Annotated in this window: 15 protein-coding genes and 2 tRNA genes; 14 read left to right on the plus strand and 3 right to left on the minus strand. The window is 36.4% G+C overall.

The features are described 5' to 3' along the window. Nucleotides 1-35: 35 nt before the first annotated feature. Both ACFFUE_RS00290 and ACFFUE_RS00295 read right to left on the minus strand, forming a co-directional pair. Nucleotides 36-575: a helix-turn-helix transcriptional regulator gene (locus tag ACFFUE_RS00290; RefSeq protein WP_376831761.1), complete on the minus strand. Its 540-nt coding sequence runs from the start codon at nt 573-575 to the stop codon at nt 36-38. Nucleotides 576-750: 175 nt separating this feature from the next. Next, on the minus strand, nt 751-1,827 hold the full coding sequence (locus ACFFUE_RS00295) for a TerC/Alx family metal homeostasis membrane protein (RefSeq protein ID WP_327984771.1): 1,077 nt from the start codon (nt 1,825-1,827) through the stop codon (nt 751-753). Nucleotides 1,828-2,185: 358 nt separating this feature from the next. Between ACFFUE_RS00295 and ACFFUE_RS00300 the strand changes: the two genes are divergently transcribed. The 11 genes from ACFFUE_RS00300 (at nt 2,186) to ACFFUE_RS00350 (ending at nt 12,104) form a co-directional block, all read left to right on the plus strand. After that, nucleotides 2,186-3,292, plus strand: coding sequence for a M14 family zinc carboxypeptidase (locus ACFFUE_RS00300; protein ID WP_376831764.1), 1,107 nt, complete (start codon nt 2,186-2,188; stop codon nt 3,290-3,292). A gap of 19 nt (nt 3,293-3,311) precedes the next feature. After that, nucleotides 3,312-4,286, plus strand: coding sequence for a bile acid:sodium symporter (locus tag ACFFUE_RS00305; RefSeq protein WP_376831766.1), 975 nt, complete (start codon nt 3,312-3,314; stop codon nt 4,284-4,286). Between the two features lie 483 nt (nt 4,287-4,769). Beyond that, complete coding sequence (locus tag ACFFUE_RS00310; RefSeq protein ID WP_376831768.1) at nt 4,770-6,080, plus strand: SLC45 family MFS transporter; 1,311 nt, start codon at nt 4,770-4,772, stop codon at nt 6,078-6,080. A gap of 378 nt (nt 6,081-6,458) precedes the next feature. Continuing rightward, nucleotides 6,459-7,364, plus strand: a complete 906-nt coding sequence (locus tag ACFFUE_RS00315; protein WP_376831770.1) for a decaprenyl-phosphate phosphoribosyltransferase — start codon at nt 6,459-6,461, stop codon at nt 7,362-7,364. After that, the gene (locus ACFFUE_RS00320) at nt 7,361-8,677 is read left to right on the plus strand and encodes an FAD-binding oxidoreductase (protein ID WP_376831772.1); all 1,317 of its coding nucleotides are present in this window, start codon (nt 7,361-7,363) and stop codon (nt 8,675-8,677) included. Before ACFFUE_RS00315 ends, ACFFUE_RS00320 begins: the two co-directional genes overlap by 4 nt. 18 nt (nt 8,678-8,695) lie before the next feature. Then, complete coding sequence (locus ACFFUE_RS00325; RefSeq protein ID WP_376831774.1) at nt 8,696-9,421, plus strand: SDR family NAD(P)-dependent oxidoreductase; 726 nt, start codon at nt 8,696-8,698, stop codon at nt 9,419-9,421. Between the two features lie 176 nt (nt 9,422-9,597). Next, the gene (locus tag ACFFUE_RS00330) at nt 9,598-10,182 is read left to right on the plus strand and encodes an HAD family hydrolase (RefSeq protein ID WP_376831776.1); all 585 of its coding nucleotides are present in this window, start codon (nt 9,598-9,600) and stop codon (nt 10,180-10,182) included. A gap of 39 nt (nt 10,183-10,221) precedes the next feature. Then, a complete protein-coding gene (locus tag ACFFUE_RS00335) occupies nt 10,222-11,379 on the plus strand; it encodes a cysteine desulfurase family protein (RefSeq protein ID WP_376831778.1) in 1,158 nt (385 codons plus the stop codon). Nucleotides 11,380-11,473: 94 nt separating this feature from the next. Then, nucleotides 11,474-11,791, plus strand: a complete 318-nt coding sequence (gene trxA, locus ACFFUE_RS00340; protein ID WP_327984761.1) for a thioredoxin — start codon at nt 11,474-11,476, stop codon at nt 11,789-11,791. 132 nt (nt 11,792-11,923) lie between these two features. Beyond that, nucleotides 11,924-11,997: transfer RNA gene (locus tag ACFFUE_RS00345), tRNA-Asp, on the plus strand. Nucleotides 11,998-12,030: 33 nt separating this feature from the next. Next, nucleotides 12,031-12,104 (plus strand) — tRNA-Asp (locus ACFFUE_RS00350). Nucleotides 12,105-12,333: 229 nt separating this feature from the next. Here the strand turns inward: ACFFUE_RS00350 and ACFFUE_RS00355 are convergent. After that, a complete protein-coding gene (locus ACFFUE_RS00355) occupies nt 12,334-13,143 on the minus strand; it encodes an IS256 family transposase, variant Zn-binding type (RefSeq protein ID WP_376831781.1) in 810 nt (269 codons plus the stop codon). 320 nt (nt 13,144-13,463) lie between these two features. Here ACFFUE_RS00355 and ACFFUE_RS00360 point away from each other — a divergent pair, with 320 nt between their 5' ends. The 3 genes from ACFFUE_RS00360 to ACFFUE_RS00370 are packed head-to-tail and all read left to right on the plus strand — an operon-like array spanning nt 13,464 to nt 16,225. Further along, entirely contained in the window at nt 13,464-14,096 is a 633-nt protein-coding gene (locus ACFFUE_RS00360) for a DNA methyltransferase (RefSeq protein WP_376831783.1), read from the plus strand. Nucleotides 14,097-14,115: 19 nt separating this feature from the next. Next, nucleotides 14,116-15,624 (plus strand): Eco57I restriction-modification methylase domain-containing protein, encoded by a 1,509-nt coding sequence (locus tag ACFFUE_RS00365; RefSeq protein ID WP_376831785.1) that lies wholly within the window; start codon nt 14,116-14,118, stop codon nt 15,622-15,624. A gap of 19 nt (nt 15,625-15,643) precedes the next feature. Beyond that, nucleotides 15,644-16,225, plus strand: coding sequence for a hypothetical protein (locus ACFFUE_RS00370; protein WP_376831787.1), 582 nt, complete (start codon nt 15,644-15,646; stop codon nt 16,223-16,225). Nucleotides 16,226-16,232: the final 7 nt, after the last annotated feature.

Consider the following 16,232-nt stretch of genomic DNA (forward strand, 5'->3'; position numbering starts at 1 on the left):
AAATGCTCTCAATCTTGTTGAGGGCATTTTTAGTTTTAATTAGGCTCAAAGCTTTCAAATTTTCCACTTTCGTAGAATAGAACAATACGCTTTACTTTATCTTTTTGATTATCAGATATTTCATTAACAATTTGTTTTTCTGTAATGCCTAATGGCTGAGAATTGTCTATATTTTTTGCTTTGGGAGGTTGCTCGGCTATATCCAATTCTCGTGAGGTTTCAATTGGTTTGTCTCTTTCAGTATTTTCAGATTTTTTTTCATCGGAAATATCTTTACCAAAATCTTCATCTTCAATCAAGGAAAACAAATCGGGTAGGGCAGTAGGTTTGGTTTTTTCTTTTTCTTCTGGAATTTCTATTTCTTTTTTCATTTCACCTCGTCCTGTGATGAGCCATTCCCATTCTAGCTCTGGAAATTTATCTTTTACCTTGATGAGGAAATCTAAGGATGGTTTGTTTCGCCCAGAGGTGATATGCGAGATAGAAGAACGCTGTACTTCTATTGAGTCAGCAAACTCTGAAGAGGTAAGCTCTGAGTATTCTATAATTTTGGAAATTCTCTCGTTGAGATTCATAGTGAAATCTTAAAATTTACAATTACAAATGTAAATAAATTATTTACAATAATAAAATACAAATGTAAATAAATAGAAAGAATTGATATTTTACAAAAGTAAAACCCAACGCAAAAGCATTGGGTTTAAAATATTTAAGTTATTTAAAAATGTAAAATAGTGGATAACTCTCTATCTATTTTTGATCTTCATCTGTGAAAAGCGAGATTTCGTCTTTCTTTTCTGGAAAGAGTAGGGAAGCTACAATACTCGTTGCAAGAATGGTTACAATAATAAATAATGAGTGAGCGGTTTTGAAGCCCCAATCTTCTAACTGATGGTGGAGAATCATCTTTAATCCGATGAAGGTAAGTAATATTGCTAATCCTACTTTTAGGAATCTGAATTTATCGATAATTCCTGCTAAAAGGAAAAACATAGAACGGAGACCTATAATTGCAAAGATATTAGAAAAGAATACAATATATGGGTCTTTGGTAACGGAAAAGATGGCAGGGATGCTATCCACAGCAAAGATAAGATCCGTAGCCTCTATAATGAGTAATACCAAGAATAGCGGTGTCATTTTTTTCACACCATCTACTATTACAAAGAATTTTTGGTCAACAAACTGATTATGCACCTTGAAATACTTATTGGCAAATCTCACTACAGGGTGATTTTCAGTATCTATTTTTTCATCGCCTTCCTTTTCCAAGAACATTTTGATTCCTGTAAATACCAAGAATCCGCCGAAAACATACATTATCCAACTAAACTTAGCGATAAGAGCTGCCCCCACGAAAATGAAAATAAAACGCATTACAATAGCTCCCAGTATTCCCCAAAATAAAACTCTATGATAGTTTTTCTCGGCAACACCAAAAGCAGAGAATATCAGAATCATCACGAAGATATTATCCACAGAAAGGGCATATTCTACAATATAACCTGTGAGGTATTCTAATCCTAAATTTTGATTGTAGATATCTATGGAAAGAGCCAAGTCATTAGGAACTATTTTTATTGGGTGCTTGTGCTTTGTCGCTACGGTTTGAAGTTTTTCAAAGCTATCGATGCCGTGGAGTAGGTGTCCAAAATTAATAAGCAAGAAATAGAAACACATAGCAAGAGTAACAACAGCAAAGCTCATTAGTCCTGCTTTTTTCATACTAACTACGCCGCCTGCCTTTTTTCCGAGGTTCAAATCGATGGCGAGAACGATGAGGATAAAAACTAAAAACCCTCCTAAAAATAAAATTTCACTGTTCATTTTTCTGAATATAAATTGGTTGCAAAGATACATAAAATAGTAAAGATTTAAATAATTTACAATTGTAAATAATAATATAATAACGAGGTTTTCCACAAAAAATATGTTTAGAAAAATAGTCCTTAAATGAGGTTTTCCACAGAGTTATCATATTAAAGTATATATGAATTATAACTTTATTTAAATTTTATAAATAACTGATTTTTAATTTAAAGTAATTTTGGTATTAAAAATAATTCAATCCACAAAATTATCAACAGACATTCTGACATTTTGACCTGTTTAATAAATTTACAAAAGTTAATCTTTGTTTTTATGCTAAAAAAAATTATTTTTGAACAATGTAAATTCTTACAAAATGAAATTTGAAAATCACTATCGGCAAAATCCTAATTTCCCACATCGCTATATTTCCTATCATAGCTTAGAAAAATTTCTACACGAGAATCTCAGCGATTATCTCTCGGTGGTTGGAACTTCTTATCAAGGAAAAAACATTTATAAAGTTTCTATAGGAAAGGGAAATACTAGGGTTTTGGCTTGGTCGCAGATGCACGGTAACGAGAGCAATGGAACCCATGCAATGCTAGATTTATTGGAAACCTTAAATGGTTTACCAGAGTTGAAGGAGCAGTTGTTCTCCGAAATAGCTTTGGATTTTATTTTTATGCTAAATCCTGATGGTTCTGAACAATGGACAAGACGCAATGCTCTGGATATTGATTTGAATAGAGATTTTCTAAAGTGTTCTAGCAAAGAATTACCTTTATTGATTTCTATAGCGGAACAAGGAAGCTATGATTACGCCCTTAATCTACACGAGCAACGAACGATTTTCAGTACAGATGGAGTGCATCCAGCAACGCTCTCATTTTTGGCACCATCAGAAAATGTGGAACGAGATATTACCGAGAATAGGCAACGCTGTATGGCGGTGATTTCTGAAATTTATGATTCCTTAAAGCCTTATATCCCCCATCAGATGGCAAGATATACAGATGAATTTTATCCCGCCTCCGTGGGAGATAATTTTATGAAAATGGGTATTCCTACTATTTTATATGAAGGAGGACATTCTGTGGAAGATTATAAGCGGGTAGAAACAAGACGCTATTTTACCTATGCTCTGTATTACGGTTTGGTGGCTATTGCTAAGCTTAAAGGTGCTATAGAGGGGTGGCAACAGTATTTTGATTTACCTGAAAATAAAGAATCTCACTATGATATCATTTATCGGAATGTGAAGCTGAATACCGATTTTGAATGCATTTTGGATGTAGCGGTACAATATAAGGAGGTTTATAATGAGGGAAATGATGATATAACATTGGTGCCAATGGTGGTAGAAGTAGGAGATTGTAGCCGAAAGAAAGGCTGGCAGGAGGTAGACGCCACGGGAAAGTTTTTTAAATGTGAAAGAATGTATCCGAAATTAGACGCCCCTGTGGATTTTGAAATTGTATAAACCTTTGGATTATCAATTGATGAAGAAATTACTAAATAAACAAAACACCTTTTTATTACTTCTGGTATTGATGGTGGTATTGGCAAAGGTAGTACCTTATCAAGAAGCCTATCAGGAGATATTTGATTTGGAAACCTTTATAGACTGGGGGATAGCGGGGATTTTCTTGCTCTATGGTTTGAAGCTCAATCTGAAAGAAGTCGTTAAAGATATTTCCAATTGGAAGCTGCATCTTGTGGTTCAGTGGGCTACTTTTCTATTGTTTCCTTTTCTGGTATTGCTTTTTTATCCTTTAGCCTTGCGGTGGGATTTCTATCCTCTATGGCTTTCCGTATTTTTCTTGGCGAGTTTGCCCTCCACGGTGTCATCTTCGGTGGTAATGGTTTCCATTGCAAAGGGCAATGTAACATCGGCAATCTTTAATGCTTCGGTATCAGGATTGTTGGGCGTGGTTTTTACCCCATTGTTGATGGGGTTTTTCTTAGTATCTGGAACGCAAAACGAGGGAGAATCTGGTGAAGTGGTAAAACAACTTCTACTGAAAGTGCTGTTGCCCATTGTATTGGGCGTGTTGTTCAATCCTTTGTTCAAGACCATTATTCAGAAATATGGTAAAATCATTGCGGAGTTTGATAGGCTAATTATTCTGCTCATTGTATATGAAAGTTTTTCGGCGGCTTTTCTTCGTGGGATATTTTCCAGCATTCCAACCATTCAGTTTTTATGGCTCACCTTGGCGGTAGTGGCTTTGTTTTTTGTGGTGTACGAGGTTGTTCGTTTTGTTTCTGTAAAACTAAAATTCAGTAGAGAAGATGTGATTACGGCTACTTTCTGCGGCTCTAAAAAATCCTTGGTTCACGGGAGTTTGTTCGTTTTGGTGTTAGGTATTTCGCCTCAGGATAAGGTGTTGTTTTTACTTCCAGTGATGATTTATCACAGTTTCCAGCTGTTTTATGTCAGTTGGTTGGCTAATAGACTAAGGATTACTAGTTAAGATAAGTAGTGAATTATTAATTATTTAAAAAATAACTTATTTCTTTGTCTAAATTTCCTCAATCTTAATTGCGGGAATGTTTTTATTTAATAGAAAATCCCAAGCGTTATTGCGGGAGGTTTTCTAACCGTTAGAAAATGCCAAGCGTTTCAGCGGGAAGAAATCTAAGGATTAGAAAAGTCCCCGCGGATTTGCAGGAGCTTATCACACGCTTGGGATATGTCCCCGCAATAACGATTGGGATTTTCCGTTGATTAGAAAGTTTCAATCTCATTTATTTTGGATTAATTTTATATAAAAATGGCTTTTTAGTTATTGATTTTTCAAAATAGAGTCTTCTATTGCCCTAAAACGGGGGTGAAATTTCTTGTTATATGATTTTTGTAATGAATTAAAATTGATGCCAACTATTTTCGTACATTTACACGCCTTTTTCAAGTAGAAAGGATTTTTAAGGATAGAATATTTTTAGATTCATAGATTATGAAAGATATATTATCAAAACCAGACCTGAGTTTCTGGAAGATTTGGAACATTAATTTTGGTTTCTTTGGCGTGCAGATTGCTTATGCGCTTCAGAATGCCAATAACAGTAGGATTTTTCAAACGCTGGGTGCAGACCCTCACAATTTGAGTTATTTCTGGATTTTACCACCATTAATGGGGCTTCTCATACAGCCCATTGTAGGGGTGGCGAGTGATAAGACCTGGACGCGATGGGGCAGAAGGATTCCTTATCTTTTTGTAGGGGCATTGGTGGCGGTAATTGTGATGGCGTTGCTGCCCAATGCAGGAAGTTTTAACCTAAGCGTTGCCAATGCAATGATTTTTGGCTTGATTGCACTAATGCTTTTAGATACCGCCATTAATATGGCAATGCAGCCGTTCAAAATGATGGTGGGAGATATGGTAAACGAAAAGCAAAAGAAATTGGCCTTTTCTGTGCAAAGTTTTGTGTGTAATGCTGGGAACTTTGTAGGGTTCTTATTCCCGATATTGTTTACTTACCTTAGCATCAGCAATACTGCACCAGAAGGGGTAGTACCAGATACGGTGATTTATTCTTTCTATGCTGGGGCGGCTATTCTTATTCTATGCGTGCTTTATACCATTTTTAATGTAAAGGAAATGCCACCAGAGGAGTATGCTAAGTTTCACGGGATTGAAGAGAGTAAAGCTGAAACCAAGACCAATATTTTTAAATTGCTACAAAATGCCCCTAAGGCTTTTTGGACGGTGGGTGTTACGCAGTTTTTCTGCTGGTCTGCCTTTGTATATATGTGGACTTATACCAATGCGGGGATTGCGGAAACCGTTTGGAATACCACAGATGCTAAGTCTTCTGCGTTTCAGAATGCGGGCAATTGGGTAGGTGTGTTGTTCGCAGTGCAGTCGGTGGGTTCTATTATTTGGGCGGTGGTATTACCATTTTTCAAAACCAATAAATCCGCCTATTTTGTGAGTCTTCTTTTGGGAGGCATTGGGTTTATCTCCACTTATTTCATCAGAGACCAATATCTATTATTTATTTCATATCTATTGATAGGATGTGCGTGGGCGGCTATTTTAGCATTACCATTTACGATACTTACCAACGCCTTGAAGGGGAATAATATGGGAGCATATCTAGGTTTGTTCAATGGAACCATTTGTTTGCCACAGATTATTGCTGCAGTGCTAGGCGGTGTGGTTTATCAGGCATTGGGGGATAGTCCTATTCTGATGCTGGTAGTAGCAGGTGTGCTGTTGCTGTGCGGGGCATTCAGTGTTTTTGGAATTAAGGAAAAGGAGTAAATTTTTGATGTTATATCAGCACCGAAGCATCTTTGGTGCTGATTTTTTTTGTTATTTTGTTTAGAGTGATGAAAATACAATAATAGATGTTACTGGATGTTTTGGGTTATATCCTTATGGGGTTGTTTATAGTCTTAGGGATTGCTTTTCTGGTGTGGGGGCTAATTGTTATCATAGCCTTATATACTGGTATAGTGGGAGCCATCATAGAAGATTTGAAAAGCCTAGCCCGATTGTTTAAGAAGTAGAAAAGGAAAATATTATACCTATAATCAAAAAACAAACTGAGATATAAATAGTATAACAAAATATTTCTGCAAACTTATCATAGGCTCTAAATTAAAAATCCGTACTTTTGCAGTTGATTTAAAAACATAAATGACTAAGTATCTAAAACTTCTTCGGGTAGAGCAATGGGTGAAGAATGCTTTTGTATTCTTGCCTTTGTTTTTTTCAGGAAATTTTTTTCAAGAAGGTTTATTATTGCAGAGTATTTACGCTTTTATGGTGTTTTCACTTACGGCGAGTTGCATCTATATTGTGAATGATTATTCTGATATAGAAGCGGATAAGAAACACCCTGAGAAAAAATACCGCCCTTTGGCGAGTGGTGTCATTTCCAAACCTTTGGCATTGTCTATTTTGGCAAGTTTGATATTGGGGATTGTTGGCTTGATGTGGTTTGGACAGCAATATTTTGGTATCAATATCTGGAAATTTGGAGCCATTATTCTTTTTTATTTTGTAATGAATTTGGGGTACACCTTTCATCTGAAACACGTTGCCATCATAGATGTTTGTATAGTATCTTTGGGGTTTGTACTTAGAGTGTTGGCGGGTGGCTATGCCACGGGAATCCCTATTTCGCAGTGGGCGATATTGCTTACCTTTGTATTGGCATTGGTTTTAGCCCTTGGAAAGCGAAGAGGGGAGCTTATCAATGCTCAGATTTCAGGGAAAACGCGTAAGGCTTTGGATGGTTACAATGTTCAGTTTGCAGATATAGCATTGTCTATTTCGGTTACATTAGCTATTATCTGTTATCTAATGTTTACCGTAACGCCAGAGGTGCAGTCTAAATTTGGAATGAAGATTTTCTACACCGTTTTGTTTGTTGTTTTTGCATTTTTACGCTATCTGCAACAGACATTGGTTTATAATAAAACAGAATCACCTACAAAGATTGTTTATAAGGACAGGTACATTCAGATTACCATTTTACTTTGGGTGATGTCATTTTTGTTCTTGATTTATCACCAATACTTAATAGGAAACGAAGGATGAAGCCAAATTTTATACAGAAAGTAAGCAACTGGGGAAACTATCCCGTTGTGGAAAAAACAATGAAGTCTGAGGAGGCTTTAGATAAGATAAAAACTTTTGTAAAAGACCATCATCATATTATAGCAAGGGGAAATGGGCGTTGCTATGGCGATGCCGCATTGGCAGAGAACATTTTTTCTACCCAAAGGCTTAATAAGTTCATCAGTTTTGATAGGCTGAATGGCATTATAGAGTGTGAATCTGGTGTATTGCTGTCAGATATTTTAGAGGTGATAGTACCACAAGGCTATTTTCTTTATGTAACGCCAGGTACCCAGTATATTTCTATTGGAGGGGCTATAGCATCTGATGTGCACGGAAAAAATCATCACGCAGAAGGTTGCTTTTCAGAGTGGTTATTAGAGTTTACGCTACTGAATGAGAAAGGCGAAACCTTGGTTTGTTCTCGTACGGAAAATTCGGCGTTATTCTGGGCTACAATTGGAGGAATGGGACTTACGGGGGTTATTCTTTCAGCTAAGATTAAGTTGAAAAAAATTGAAACGGCTTATATCCGACAAGAAAGCATCAAGGCAGAAAACTTGGATGAAATTTTTCAGTTATTTGATGAAAGTGAAGACTGGACTTATAATGTAGCGTGGATAGATTGTCTTCAGAAAGGGAATAAAATGGGGCGTTCTATTCTAATGAGAGGGGAACACGCTTTGAAAGCTGAATTGCCAAAATCTAAACAAGAAAATGCTTTAAGATTAAAGAAAAAGCTTCAGCCTACCGTTCCATTTTACTTTCCTAATTTTGCTTTGAACAGTTGGACAGTGAAGATTTTTAATTGGTTGTATTACAAGAAACAATCTAAGAAAGTCATCAAGAATTTTGTAGATTACGAAACATTTTTCTATCCGTTGGATGTTATCAACGATTGGAACAAAATCTACGGGAAAAGTGGATTTATACAATATCAAATGGTAATTCCAAAAGCACAAGGAAAAGAGGGAATGAAACAAATATTGGAAACCATTGCTAAGAGTGGTAATGGCTCTTTCCTAGCAGTTCTGAAGTTATTCGGGAAGAATAATCCTGAAGCGTACAACTCATTCCCGATGGAAGGCTACACATTGGCGTTAGACTTTAAAGTAAATGCGAAATTGAGCAAGTTGATAGCAGAGCTGGATGCCATTGTGGAACGCTATGGTGGCAGAATCTACCTTACCAAAGATGCTATGAGTAAGGCTTCGCTTACGGATTATTTGAAAAATGTGGATAATCCTAAGTTTGTTTCGTTGCAACGCCAGCGTATTTTAAATTCAAAATAAAAAAATCTCTTGTTATATATGATTGTTTTAGGAAGCAACTCAGAAGTGGCACAGGCTTTCGTGGAAAAAGTCTTGAGCGAGGGCGAAAAATTTTCTACAATTTACCTATTAACCTCCAATGTGGAGACTACAGAAAAATTTGCCAAACATATTGAGGTGAAATATTTTCAACATAGCCAGATTATTTATTTGGACTTAATGAAAGATATTAATTATTCTCAATTGGAAAATGTGTCATCAGACCTTCTGTTTTGTGCTACGGGATATTTAGGAACGGGTACAGAAGAAGGGCTTTATGATAATAAAAATACAGAGAGAATTGTGGATATCAACTATGCAAAGCTCATTCCTGTTATCAATTACTTTGCTCATAAAATGCAGAACCAGCGTAGTGGAACTATCATAGGGTTGTCTTCTGTGGCTGGAGATAGAGGTCGCCAAAGTAATTTTATTTATGGTTCAGCAAAAGCGGCATTTACAGCGTACCTTAGTGGACTTAGGAATTATTTATTTCAATATAAAGTGCATGTTCTCACCATAAAACCAGGGTTTATGGCAACCAAAATGACGGAAGGCTTACCTCTGAATCCGAAACTAACGGCTACACCTAAACAAGCTGCCAATAGCATCTATAAAGCTTATAAGAATAAAAAAAATACAGCGTATGTCTTGCCGATATGGTGGCTGATTATGACGATTATTAAGAATATTCCAGAGTTTATTTTTAAGAAAATGAAACTGTAATTTGGAAGGGATAGGGTTGGGCTTTAGCCCAATGATTAAAAGAATAAAATCAAATTGGCTTTAGCCGAAATCAAGATTAAAAATTATTAACTTTTACCCAAATCTCATCTATCATTTACAATTTATAATTAACAATTAACAATTTATAATTCATCTCCCATCATTTTCACCACCGTATGAAAAAACTATATTGCTTCGATTTTGACGGCACACTTACCACCAAAGATACGATGTTTCTATTTTTGAAATTTTACCATCGAGGGAGATTTTATGTTCAGTTTTTGAAGCATTTGCCGTTATTTATTCTTTTGAAATTGAAACTTTTAGAAGCTGAAAGTGTGAAGAGGAGTTTGGTTTCAGGGGTTTTGAAAGGCGAAAAAAAAGAGGTTTTAGAGAAGAAAGCTCAAGCGTTTTTTACAAAATATTATCCTGCCATTTTCAGAAAAAATGCGTTGGATTTCATTGCTAATATAGATTCTGATACGGAAAGTTACATAGTTACCGCTTCGCTAGATATCTGGGTAAGACCTTTTGCGGAGCAGTTTAGAATGAAACTAATTGCCACCGAAGCAGAGTTTAAAAACGGAGTTTTCACGGGAAATTTCGTTACAAAAAATTGTAATGGCATAGAGAAAGTTAATCGTATTCAGCAAGAAATCAAAGGTTTGAAATATGATAAAATCATTGCTTTTGGAGATACCTATGGTGATAGAGCGATGCTTTCTTTTGCTAATGAAGGTCATTTCAAATTTTTTCATTAATTTTATTGGCTGAAAAAATAAAAAAACAATATAAATCCAATGAATACGAAAGTATATTTAGATAACGCCGCTACAACGCCCGTGGAAGAAGAAGTGATACAGGTGATGGTGGATACTTTAAGACTCAATTATGGTAATCCATCTTCTACCCATAGCAGAGGGCAAGAGGCAAAATCTCTTATAGAAGGCGTGAGAAGACAAGTGGCTGATTATCTCAGAGTCCAGCCCAATGAAATCATTTTTACATCTTGTGGTACAGAATCTAATAACTTGATTATCAAGTCTTGTGTTACCCATCTCGGCGTAGAGCGTATTATTTCTTCTCCAATGGAGCATAAGTGTGTAGCCGAGGCTGTACGAGATGCTAAGGTAAGAAAAGGTTGCGAGGTAGTCTATCTTCGCCCTAATAAAGATGGGGATTTAAGTTTAGAGCAGATAGAAGAGGCCCTTAAATCTTCGGATAAGAAAACGCTAGTATCATTAATGCACGCTAATAATGAGATTGGAAACCTTCTGGATATAGAAAAAGTAGGGGAGTTGTGCAAAAAGTATGGTGCTTATTTCCATTCGGATACGGTGCAGACAGTAGGACATTTGGATTTAGATTTTTCTAAAATCAATATAGATTTTGCATCGTGTAGTGCTCATAAATTTCACGGGCCTAAGGGAATTGGATTTGCTTTCGTAAGAAAATCTACAAAGCTAAAACCTATTATTCTCGGTGGAGCTCAGGAGAGAGAGTTAAGAGCAGGGACAGAAAATGTGGCTGGGATTGTAGGCTTAGGGAAGGCATTAGAAATGTGTATGGATAATCTTTCAGATTATGCAGAGCATATGCAAAAAATAAAATCTTACACCATTGAGAAACTGAAAGCCGCTATACCGGGGATTAAATTCAATGGGCAGTCCGGAGATTCAGAAAAAAGTTTGTACACGGTACTCAGTGCATTGTTGCCATTTAAAAACCCTTTAATAGGGTTGCAGTTGGATATGAAAGGCATTGCCATCTCTCAAGGGAGTGCTTGTTCTTCTGGAGCAGCAAAACCATCTATGGTAATGATGATGATTTTGGATGATGAAGCGTTGGAGTCTTGCACACCACTTAGAATATCTTTTAGCCATCATACCACCACGGAGGATATCGACTATTTTGTACAAGCATTACAAGATATTTGCAAGGAAAATCAGGAAAGATAGAAAAAGCTGATGTTGAAGATAGATGATATAGCATTGGTTTTTGGTACTAAAATTGTTACTTTTGCGAAGTAAATATAATATTAAACATAAAAATATGGCATTAGAAATTACAGACAGCTCGTTTAAAGAGTTGGTATTAGATTCAGATAAACCAGTATTGGTAGATTTTTGGGCAGTATGGTGTGGACCTTGTAGAATGCTAGGTCCTATCGTAGAAGAAGTAGCAGCAGATTTTGAAGGAAAGGCTGTTGTAGGGAAAGTGGATGTGGATAATAACCAGCAAGTATCTGTAGAGTACGGCATCAGAAATATCCCAACAATTTTAATTTTCAAAAATGGGGAAGTGGTAGATAAGATTGTAGGTGTAGCTCCAAAGGAGACTATTGCTGAAAAATTATCCGCTCACTTGTAAAAAAACATCCTGAAATAAAATGCTTTCCGATTTGGGAAGTATTTTTTTTATAAAAATATTTGCAGAATAAAAAAAAAGATGTATTTTTGCACTAACGAAAACGGAAGTAGAAGTTCTTTACAGATAAAAATTGATCCGGTAGTTCAGTTGGTTAGAATGCCGCCCTGTCACGGCGGAGGTCGCGGGTTCGAGTCCCGTCCGGATCGCAAAAGATTTACAATTTTATCTTGGAAAAAATTGATCCGGTAGTTCAGTTGGTTAGAATGCCGCCCTGTCACGGCGGAGGTCGCGGGTTCGAGTCCCGTCCGGATCGCGGTTAATTTTAGAAAGCTATCTCAATAATAGGGTAGCTTTTTTTGATTGTGATGTTATTCAAAAAAATCAAATAAAAAGTATTAATTTTGACTCGTAGAAGATGGAAAAAAATTAGTTCCATCTCGCTCCTTGAAGAACTGAAAGGACAAGAAGTATTATTGGAATTAACCCTCAAAAAACAAAAAATAATTAAATTTGAGCTCAATTATCAACTTAAATCCGTTTAACTATGGTCTAAATTTGGGGGACAGTATAAAACTCTTGTTTGTCAATGAATTAACGCTTCTTTCATTAATAAAGTCTTTCCATTTTTTATACCATTCTTCCAAAGCTCCCTCAAAAGATTCTTTATCTGTAATGGTCATTAAATCAACCATTTCACTTAGTTCTTGTCCCGCTTTTAACTTTGGTTTTTTAGTCAAATATCGCCTAATAATTGCAGCCTGATGGAATTGACACATTTGAACAGGAATCTGTCCAAAAGACTGCAATAATCCTTTTCTACCATCATAAACAATAGCAACTGCTTGAAAACCTTTATCTTGCAATTCTTTAATTCCTTGAATATACAAAGAATTGGTTTCGTTTTTGACAAAGTATTTCAGTAAATTTTCTTTGGTAATAGCATCTTTGAAAAGCATTACTCCAAAGGTTCTGCCCCAATACGTGGTATCCATCAAAACGATTACTTTTCGAGGTTCTTTAGGATGATTTTCAATTTTATAATCATCTATTTTCCGTTGAATAGTTTTAATTGAACAATCGTATTTTTGAGCCAATTGGGTATAGGTTTGTTTTCCTTGTGTGTATTCTTGCCAAAGAACTATGGAGTTTAGGTGATTTCCGCCTGTGAAAAATTTAAGACAATTTAAACATTTATAACGTTTATAGTATAAGGCTTCCCAAAGATTTTTGCAACCATTTTGTCCATTAAGCCAAAAAGCATATATTTGGATGCCAATAGCAACACCATAAAAACTATTGGTAGTAATATAGAAAGAATAAAATAATAATGACAAAAAACTTGTATAATTCACTGAAAATTTGTAAATTAGCTATCGCTAAAGCGTTCAGCGTTCAGCGTTCAGCGTTCAGCGTTCAGCGTTCAGCGTTCAGCGTTCAGCGTTCAGCGTTCAGCGTTCAGCGTTCAGCGTTCAGCGTTCATACTTAGATAAATTTCCGAAATTTCGCGAAAGCGAACATACACTCCTCGTAGGCGAAGCATCAGGTTTCACTTGCGGGGCTTTTTTATGTCCATTTACTCAGCTATTGAGATTTAGAGCTTTTCAAAGTCGGTTGCAGTCGGCTTTGAAAAGCTTTTTTATTCCCCTTTTCGCAACCCTAAGAACCTATGGCTATGCAGCAAGTAAAATCTAAACAACGCGTAGCCGACCACGGAGAAGTATTCACCAACGAGAGAGAGGTGAATGCAATGCTAGATTTGGTTTGGGAAAACTTCATCACGGTTGATAAAAAAATCTCTGCCACCTACTTAGAGCCAGCCTGTGGCTCGGGAAACTTCCTTGTGGCAATCTTAGAGCGAAAGCTAGCTTTGGTAAAAAAACATTATGGGCAAACGAGGGTGAGCTTTGAGCAAAAACTCATCGAAGCGGTGAGTAGCCTCTATGGTGTAGAACTATTAGAAGACAACGCCCACGAATGCCGAGAGCGGCTCTATGCCCTTATCCTAAAATATTATCCTAAAAAATACCAAGAGATTCACACTTTCCCTCAGATGGAAGGTGGGCTCCGCTATATCCTATCGCAGAATATCATCTGTGGCAATGCCTTAGACTACACCACCTCAGATGGCAACCCCATCATTTTTACCCATTGGACAATGGGAGAGGCAGGTATGGTAACCCGCAATTTCTTTGATTTTAGAGAAATCTCCAATGTAAAAGATGGTATGCAGTCTTTATTTGGAGAATTGCAGCAAGACAATCCCCCACCAGACACCCATTATCTCGAATTAGCCCCTAAATCTTAAACTTTTAAACCTTAAACCAATGATGAACCAACTCAACTACAACCCAGATGTGCTCACTTGCTTGGCAAACCTAAGCAACGACGAAGTGTTTACCCCACCACACATTGCACAGCAGATGCTAGATATGTTGCCACCAGACCTATGGAGCAATCCCGATGCTAAGTTTCTAGACCCCTTTACCAAAAGTGGCGTTTTCTTACGAGAGATTGCCAAACGCCTTTTGGTAGGTTTGGAAAAGCAATTCCCAGTTTTGGAAGAGCGGATCAACCATATTATGAAAAACCAGCTCTATGGTATAGGGGTTACAGAGCTTACCGCACTGCTCACCCGCCGCACCCTCTATTGCACCAAAACCGCTAACCATCACAAATATGCTATTGCTGACTTTGATACCCCAGAGGGCAATATTTTCTTTGAGGAGGTAGCCCACACTTGGGATAGTAGAGGAAAATGCACCTACTGCGGTGCCACAGAAAAAGAATTAGGAGACGAAAACCGTGAAGGCTTATCCTTACACGCCTACGCTTTTATACACAATAAAAACCCTTTTACCGATATGAAATTTGATGTTATTATAGGAAACCCACCTTACCAGTTGAGTGATGGGGGACATAAGGCTAGTGCTATGCCAATCTACCAAAAGTTTATTCAACAAGCCATTAAGCTCAATCCACATTACTTGGTAATGATTACGCCCAGCCGTTGGTTTGCAGGAGGTAAGGGGTTAGATGAGTTTAGAGATGAAATGCTGAATGACAAAAGGCTAAAAGAAATACACGATTATCCAATTTCGGAGGATGTTTTCCCAGGGGTAGGTATAGCAGGAGGAGTAAACTTTTTCCTTTGGCAAAGCGATTACCAAGGCGATTGTTTGGTGAAAACCTATGAAGAAGGAGAGGTGATTTCGGAATTAAAACGCCCTTTGAGAGAAGAGGGGATAGAGGTCTTTATCAGATATAATGAAGCTATACCGATTTTAAGAAAAGTACAAGCCTTGAAAGAAAAATCCTTTGCGGAGGTAGTCAGCTCAAGAAAGCCTTTTGGATTAGCTTCTACGGTAAAAGGAAATGCTAATCCTTACAAAAATGAGGAGAATATAAAATTATATCAAAATGGAGGAATAGCTTATTTCAAGCGAAATGATATTCCTCAAAATCAGCATTGGATAGACACTCATAAAGTGTATATATCTTATGCTTATGGAATAATGAATGTGTTTCCCAATCAAGTATTTAATAAACCTTTCTACGGAGAGCCTAATTCTTGTTGTACAGAAACCTATTTGGTGATAGGACCTTTTAGGGATCAACAAAGATGTGAGAATGTGATAACCTATATGAAAACAAGATTTTTTAGATTTTTGATTTTGTTAAAGAAAAACACACAACATGCTACGAGGAAAGTATATGAATTTGTCCCGATGCAAGATTTTTCAAAACCTTGGACAGATGAAGAGTTGTATAAGAAATATGGTTTAACAGAAGAAGAAATCGCCTATATAGAAAAAATGGTAAGACCGATGGAGTAAAATTTTAAAAAAAAGAGAGATGATAACAAAAGAAGAGTTACAAGGTAAGATATTAAAATTGATAGATAGTAATTTTTATTATGATGGTAAAACTTATTCAGCAGATTTAGAGATGGTGGGGAACTTTCTCATTCTTTGGAGTTTATTTGAAAACAGATGTTGTGAGGAAAATGCGAATAAAGCCAGTATAGAAAATGTTATAAAGAAAGTGAAGAAATCTTTTGATGATAATATACTTAACGAAGTTTTTGACTATATGAAGGAGAGATATGCTGATGCTGAAAAATTTAAAAATTTAAACTTTAGAACTGGAGGTGGAGATGAAAAAATGAAAACTCATTGTGAAAAGGTATTTTCAGGAGAGGAATCAAGTAAAGAAGACAAGCTGAAAGCTGTGCTATATGTTATATACAGATATAGGAATAACTTATTTCACGGAATTAAGCAAATACCAACCTTACAAGAACAAAAAGATAACTTCAATATGGCATACAAGGTATTAATAGAATGTATAGAAAAATATGAAAGGAAAAATACACGAAAGGACCTTTCAGTAGGCAAAAACACTTTCGTCAGTCAGCGAAAAGGGATTCAGGCATAGGAAAATG

The organism is Bergeyella porcorum, assembly GCF_042427575.1.
GTDB classification, from domain to species: domain Bacteria; phylum Bacteroidota; class Bacteroidia; order Flavobacteriales; family Weeksellaceae; genus Bergeyella; species Bergeyella porcorum.

Bases quoted from the DNA above. Each gene is read 5' to 3' on its own strand.
- ACFFUE_RS00335 (WP_376831778.1), top strand. From the start codon at position 10,222: ATGAATACGAAAGTATATTTAGATAACGCCGCTACAACGCCCGTGGAA.
- ACFFUE_RS00360 (WP_376831783.1), top strand. From the start codon at position 13,464: ATGCAGCAAGTAAAATCTAAACAACGCGTAGCCGACCACGGAGAAGTA.
- ACFFUE_RS00320 (WP_376831772.1), top strand. From the start codon at position 7,361: ATGAAGCCAAATTTTATACAGAAAGTAAGCAACTGGGGAAACTATCCC.
- ACFFUE_RS00290 (WP_376831761.1), bottom strand. From the start codon at position 575: ATGAATCTCAACGAGAGAATTTCCAAAATTATAGAATACTCAGAGCTT.
- ACFFUE_RS00310 (WP_376831768.1), top strand. From the start codon at position 4,770: ATGAAAGATATATTATCAAAACCAGACCTGAGTTTCTGGAAGATTTGG.
- ACFFUE_RS00305 (WP_376831766.1), top strand. From the start codon at position 3,312: ATGAAGAAATTACTAAATAAACAAAACACCTTTTTATTACTTCTGGTA.
- ACFFUE_RS00330 (WP_376831776.1), top strand. From the start codon at position 9,598: ATGAAAAAACTATATTGCTTCGATTTTGACGGCACACTTACCACCAAA.
- trxA (WP_327984761.1), top strand. From the start codon at position 11,474: ATGGCATTAGAAATTACAGACAGCTCGTTTAAAGAGTTGGTATTAGAT.
- ACFFUE_RS00295 (WP_327984771.1), bottom strand. From the start codon at position 1,827: ATGAACAGTGAAATTTTATTTTTAGGAGGGTTTTTAGTTTTTATCCTC.
- ACFFUE_RS00365 (WP_376831785.1), top strand. From the start codon at position 14,116: ATGATGAACCAACTCAACTACAACCCAGATGTGCTCACTTGCTTGGCA.
- ACFFUE_RS00325 (WP_376831774.1), top strand. From the start codon at position 8,696: ATGATTGTTTTAGGAAGCAACTCAGAAGTGGCACAGGCTTTCGTGGAA.
- ACFFUE_RS00315 (WP_376831770.1), top strand. From the start codon at position 6,459: ATGACTAAGTATCTAAAACTTCTTCGGGTAGAGCAATGGGTGAAGAAT.
- ACFFUE_RS00370 (WP_376831787.1), top strand. From the start codon at position 15,644: ATGATAACAAAAGAAGAGTTACAAGGTAAGATATTAAAATTGATAGAT.
- ACFFUE_RS00300 (WP_376831764.1), top strand. From the start codon at position 2,186: ATGAAATTTGAAAATCACTATCGGCAAAATCCTAATTTCCCACATCGC.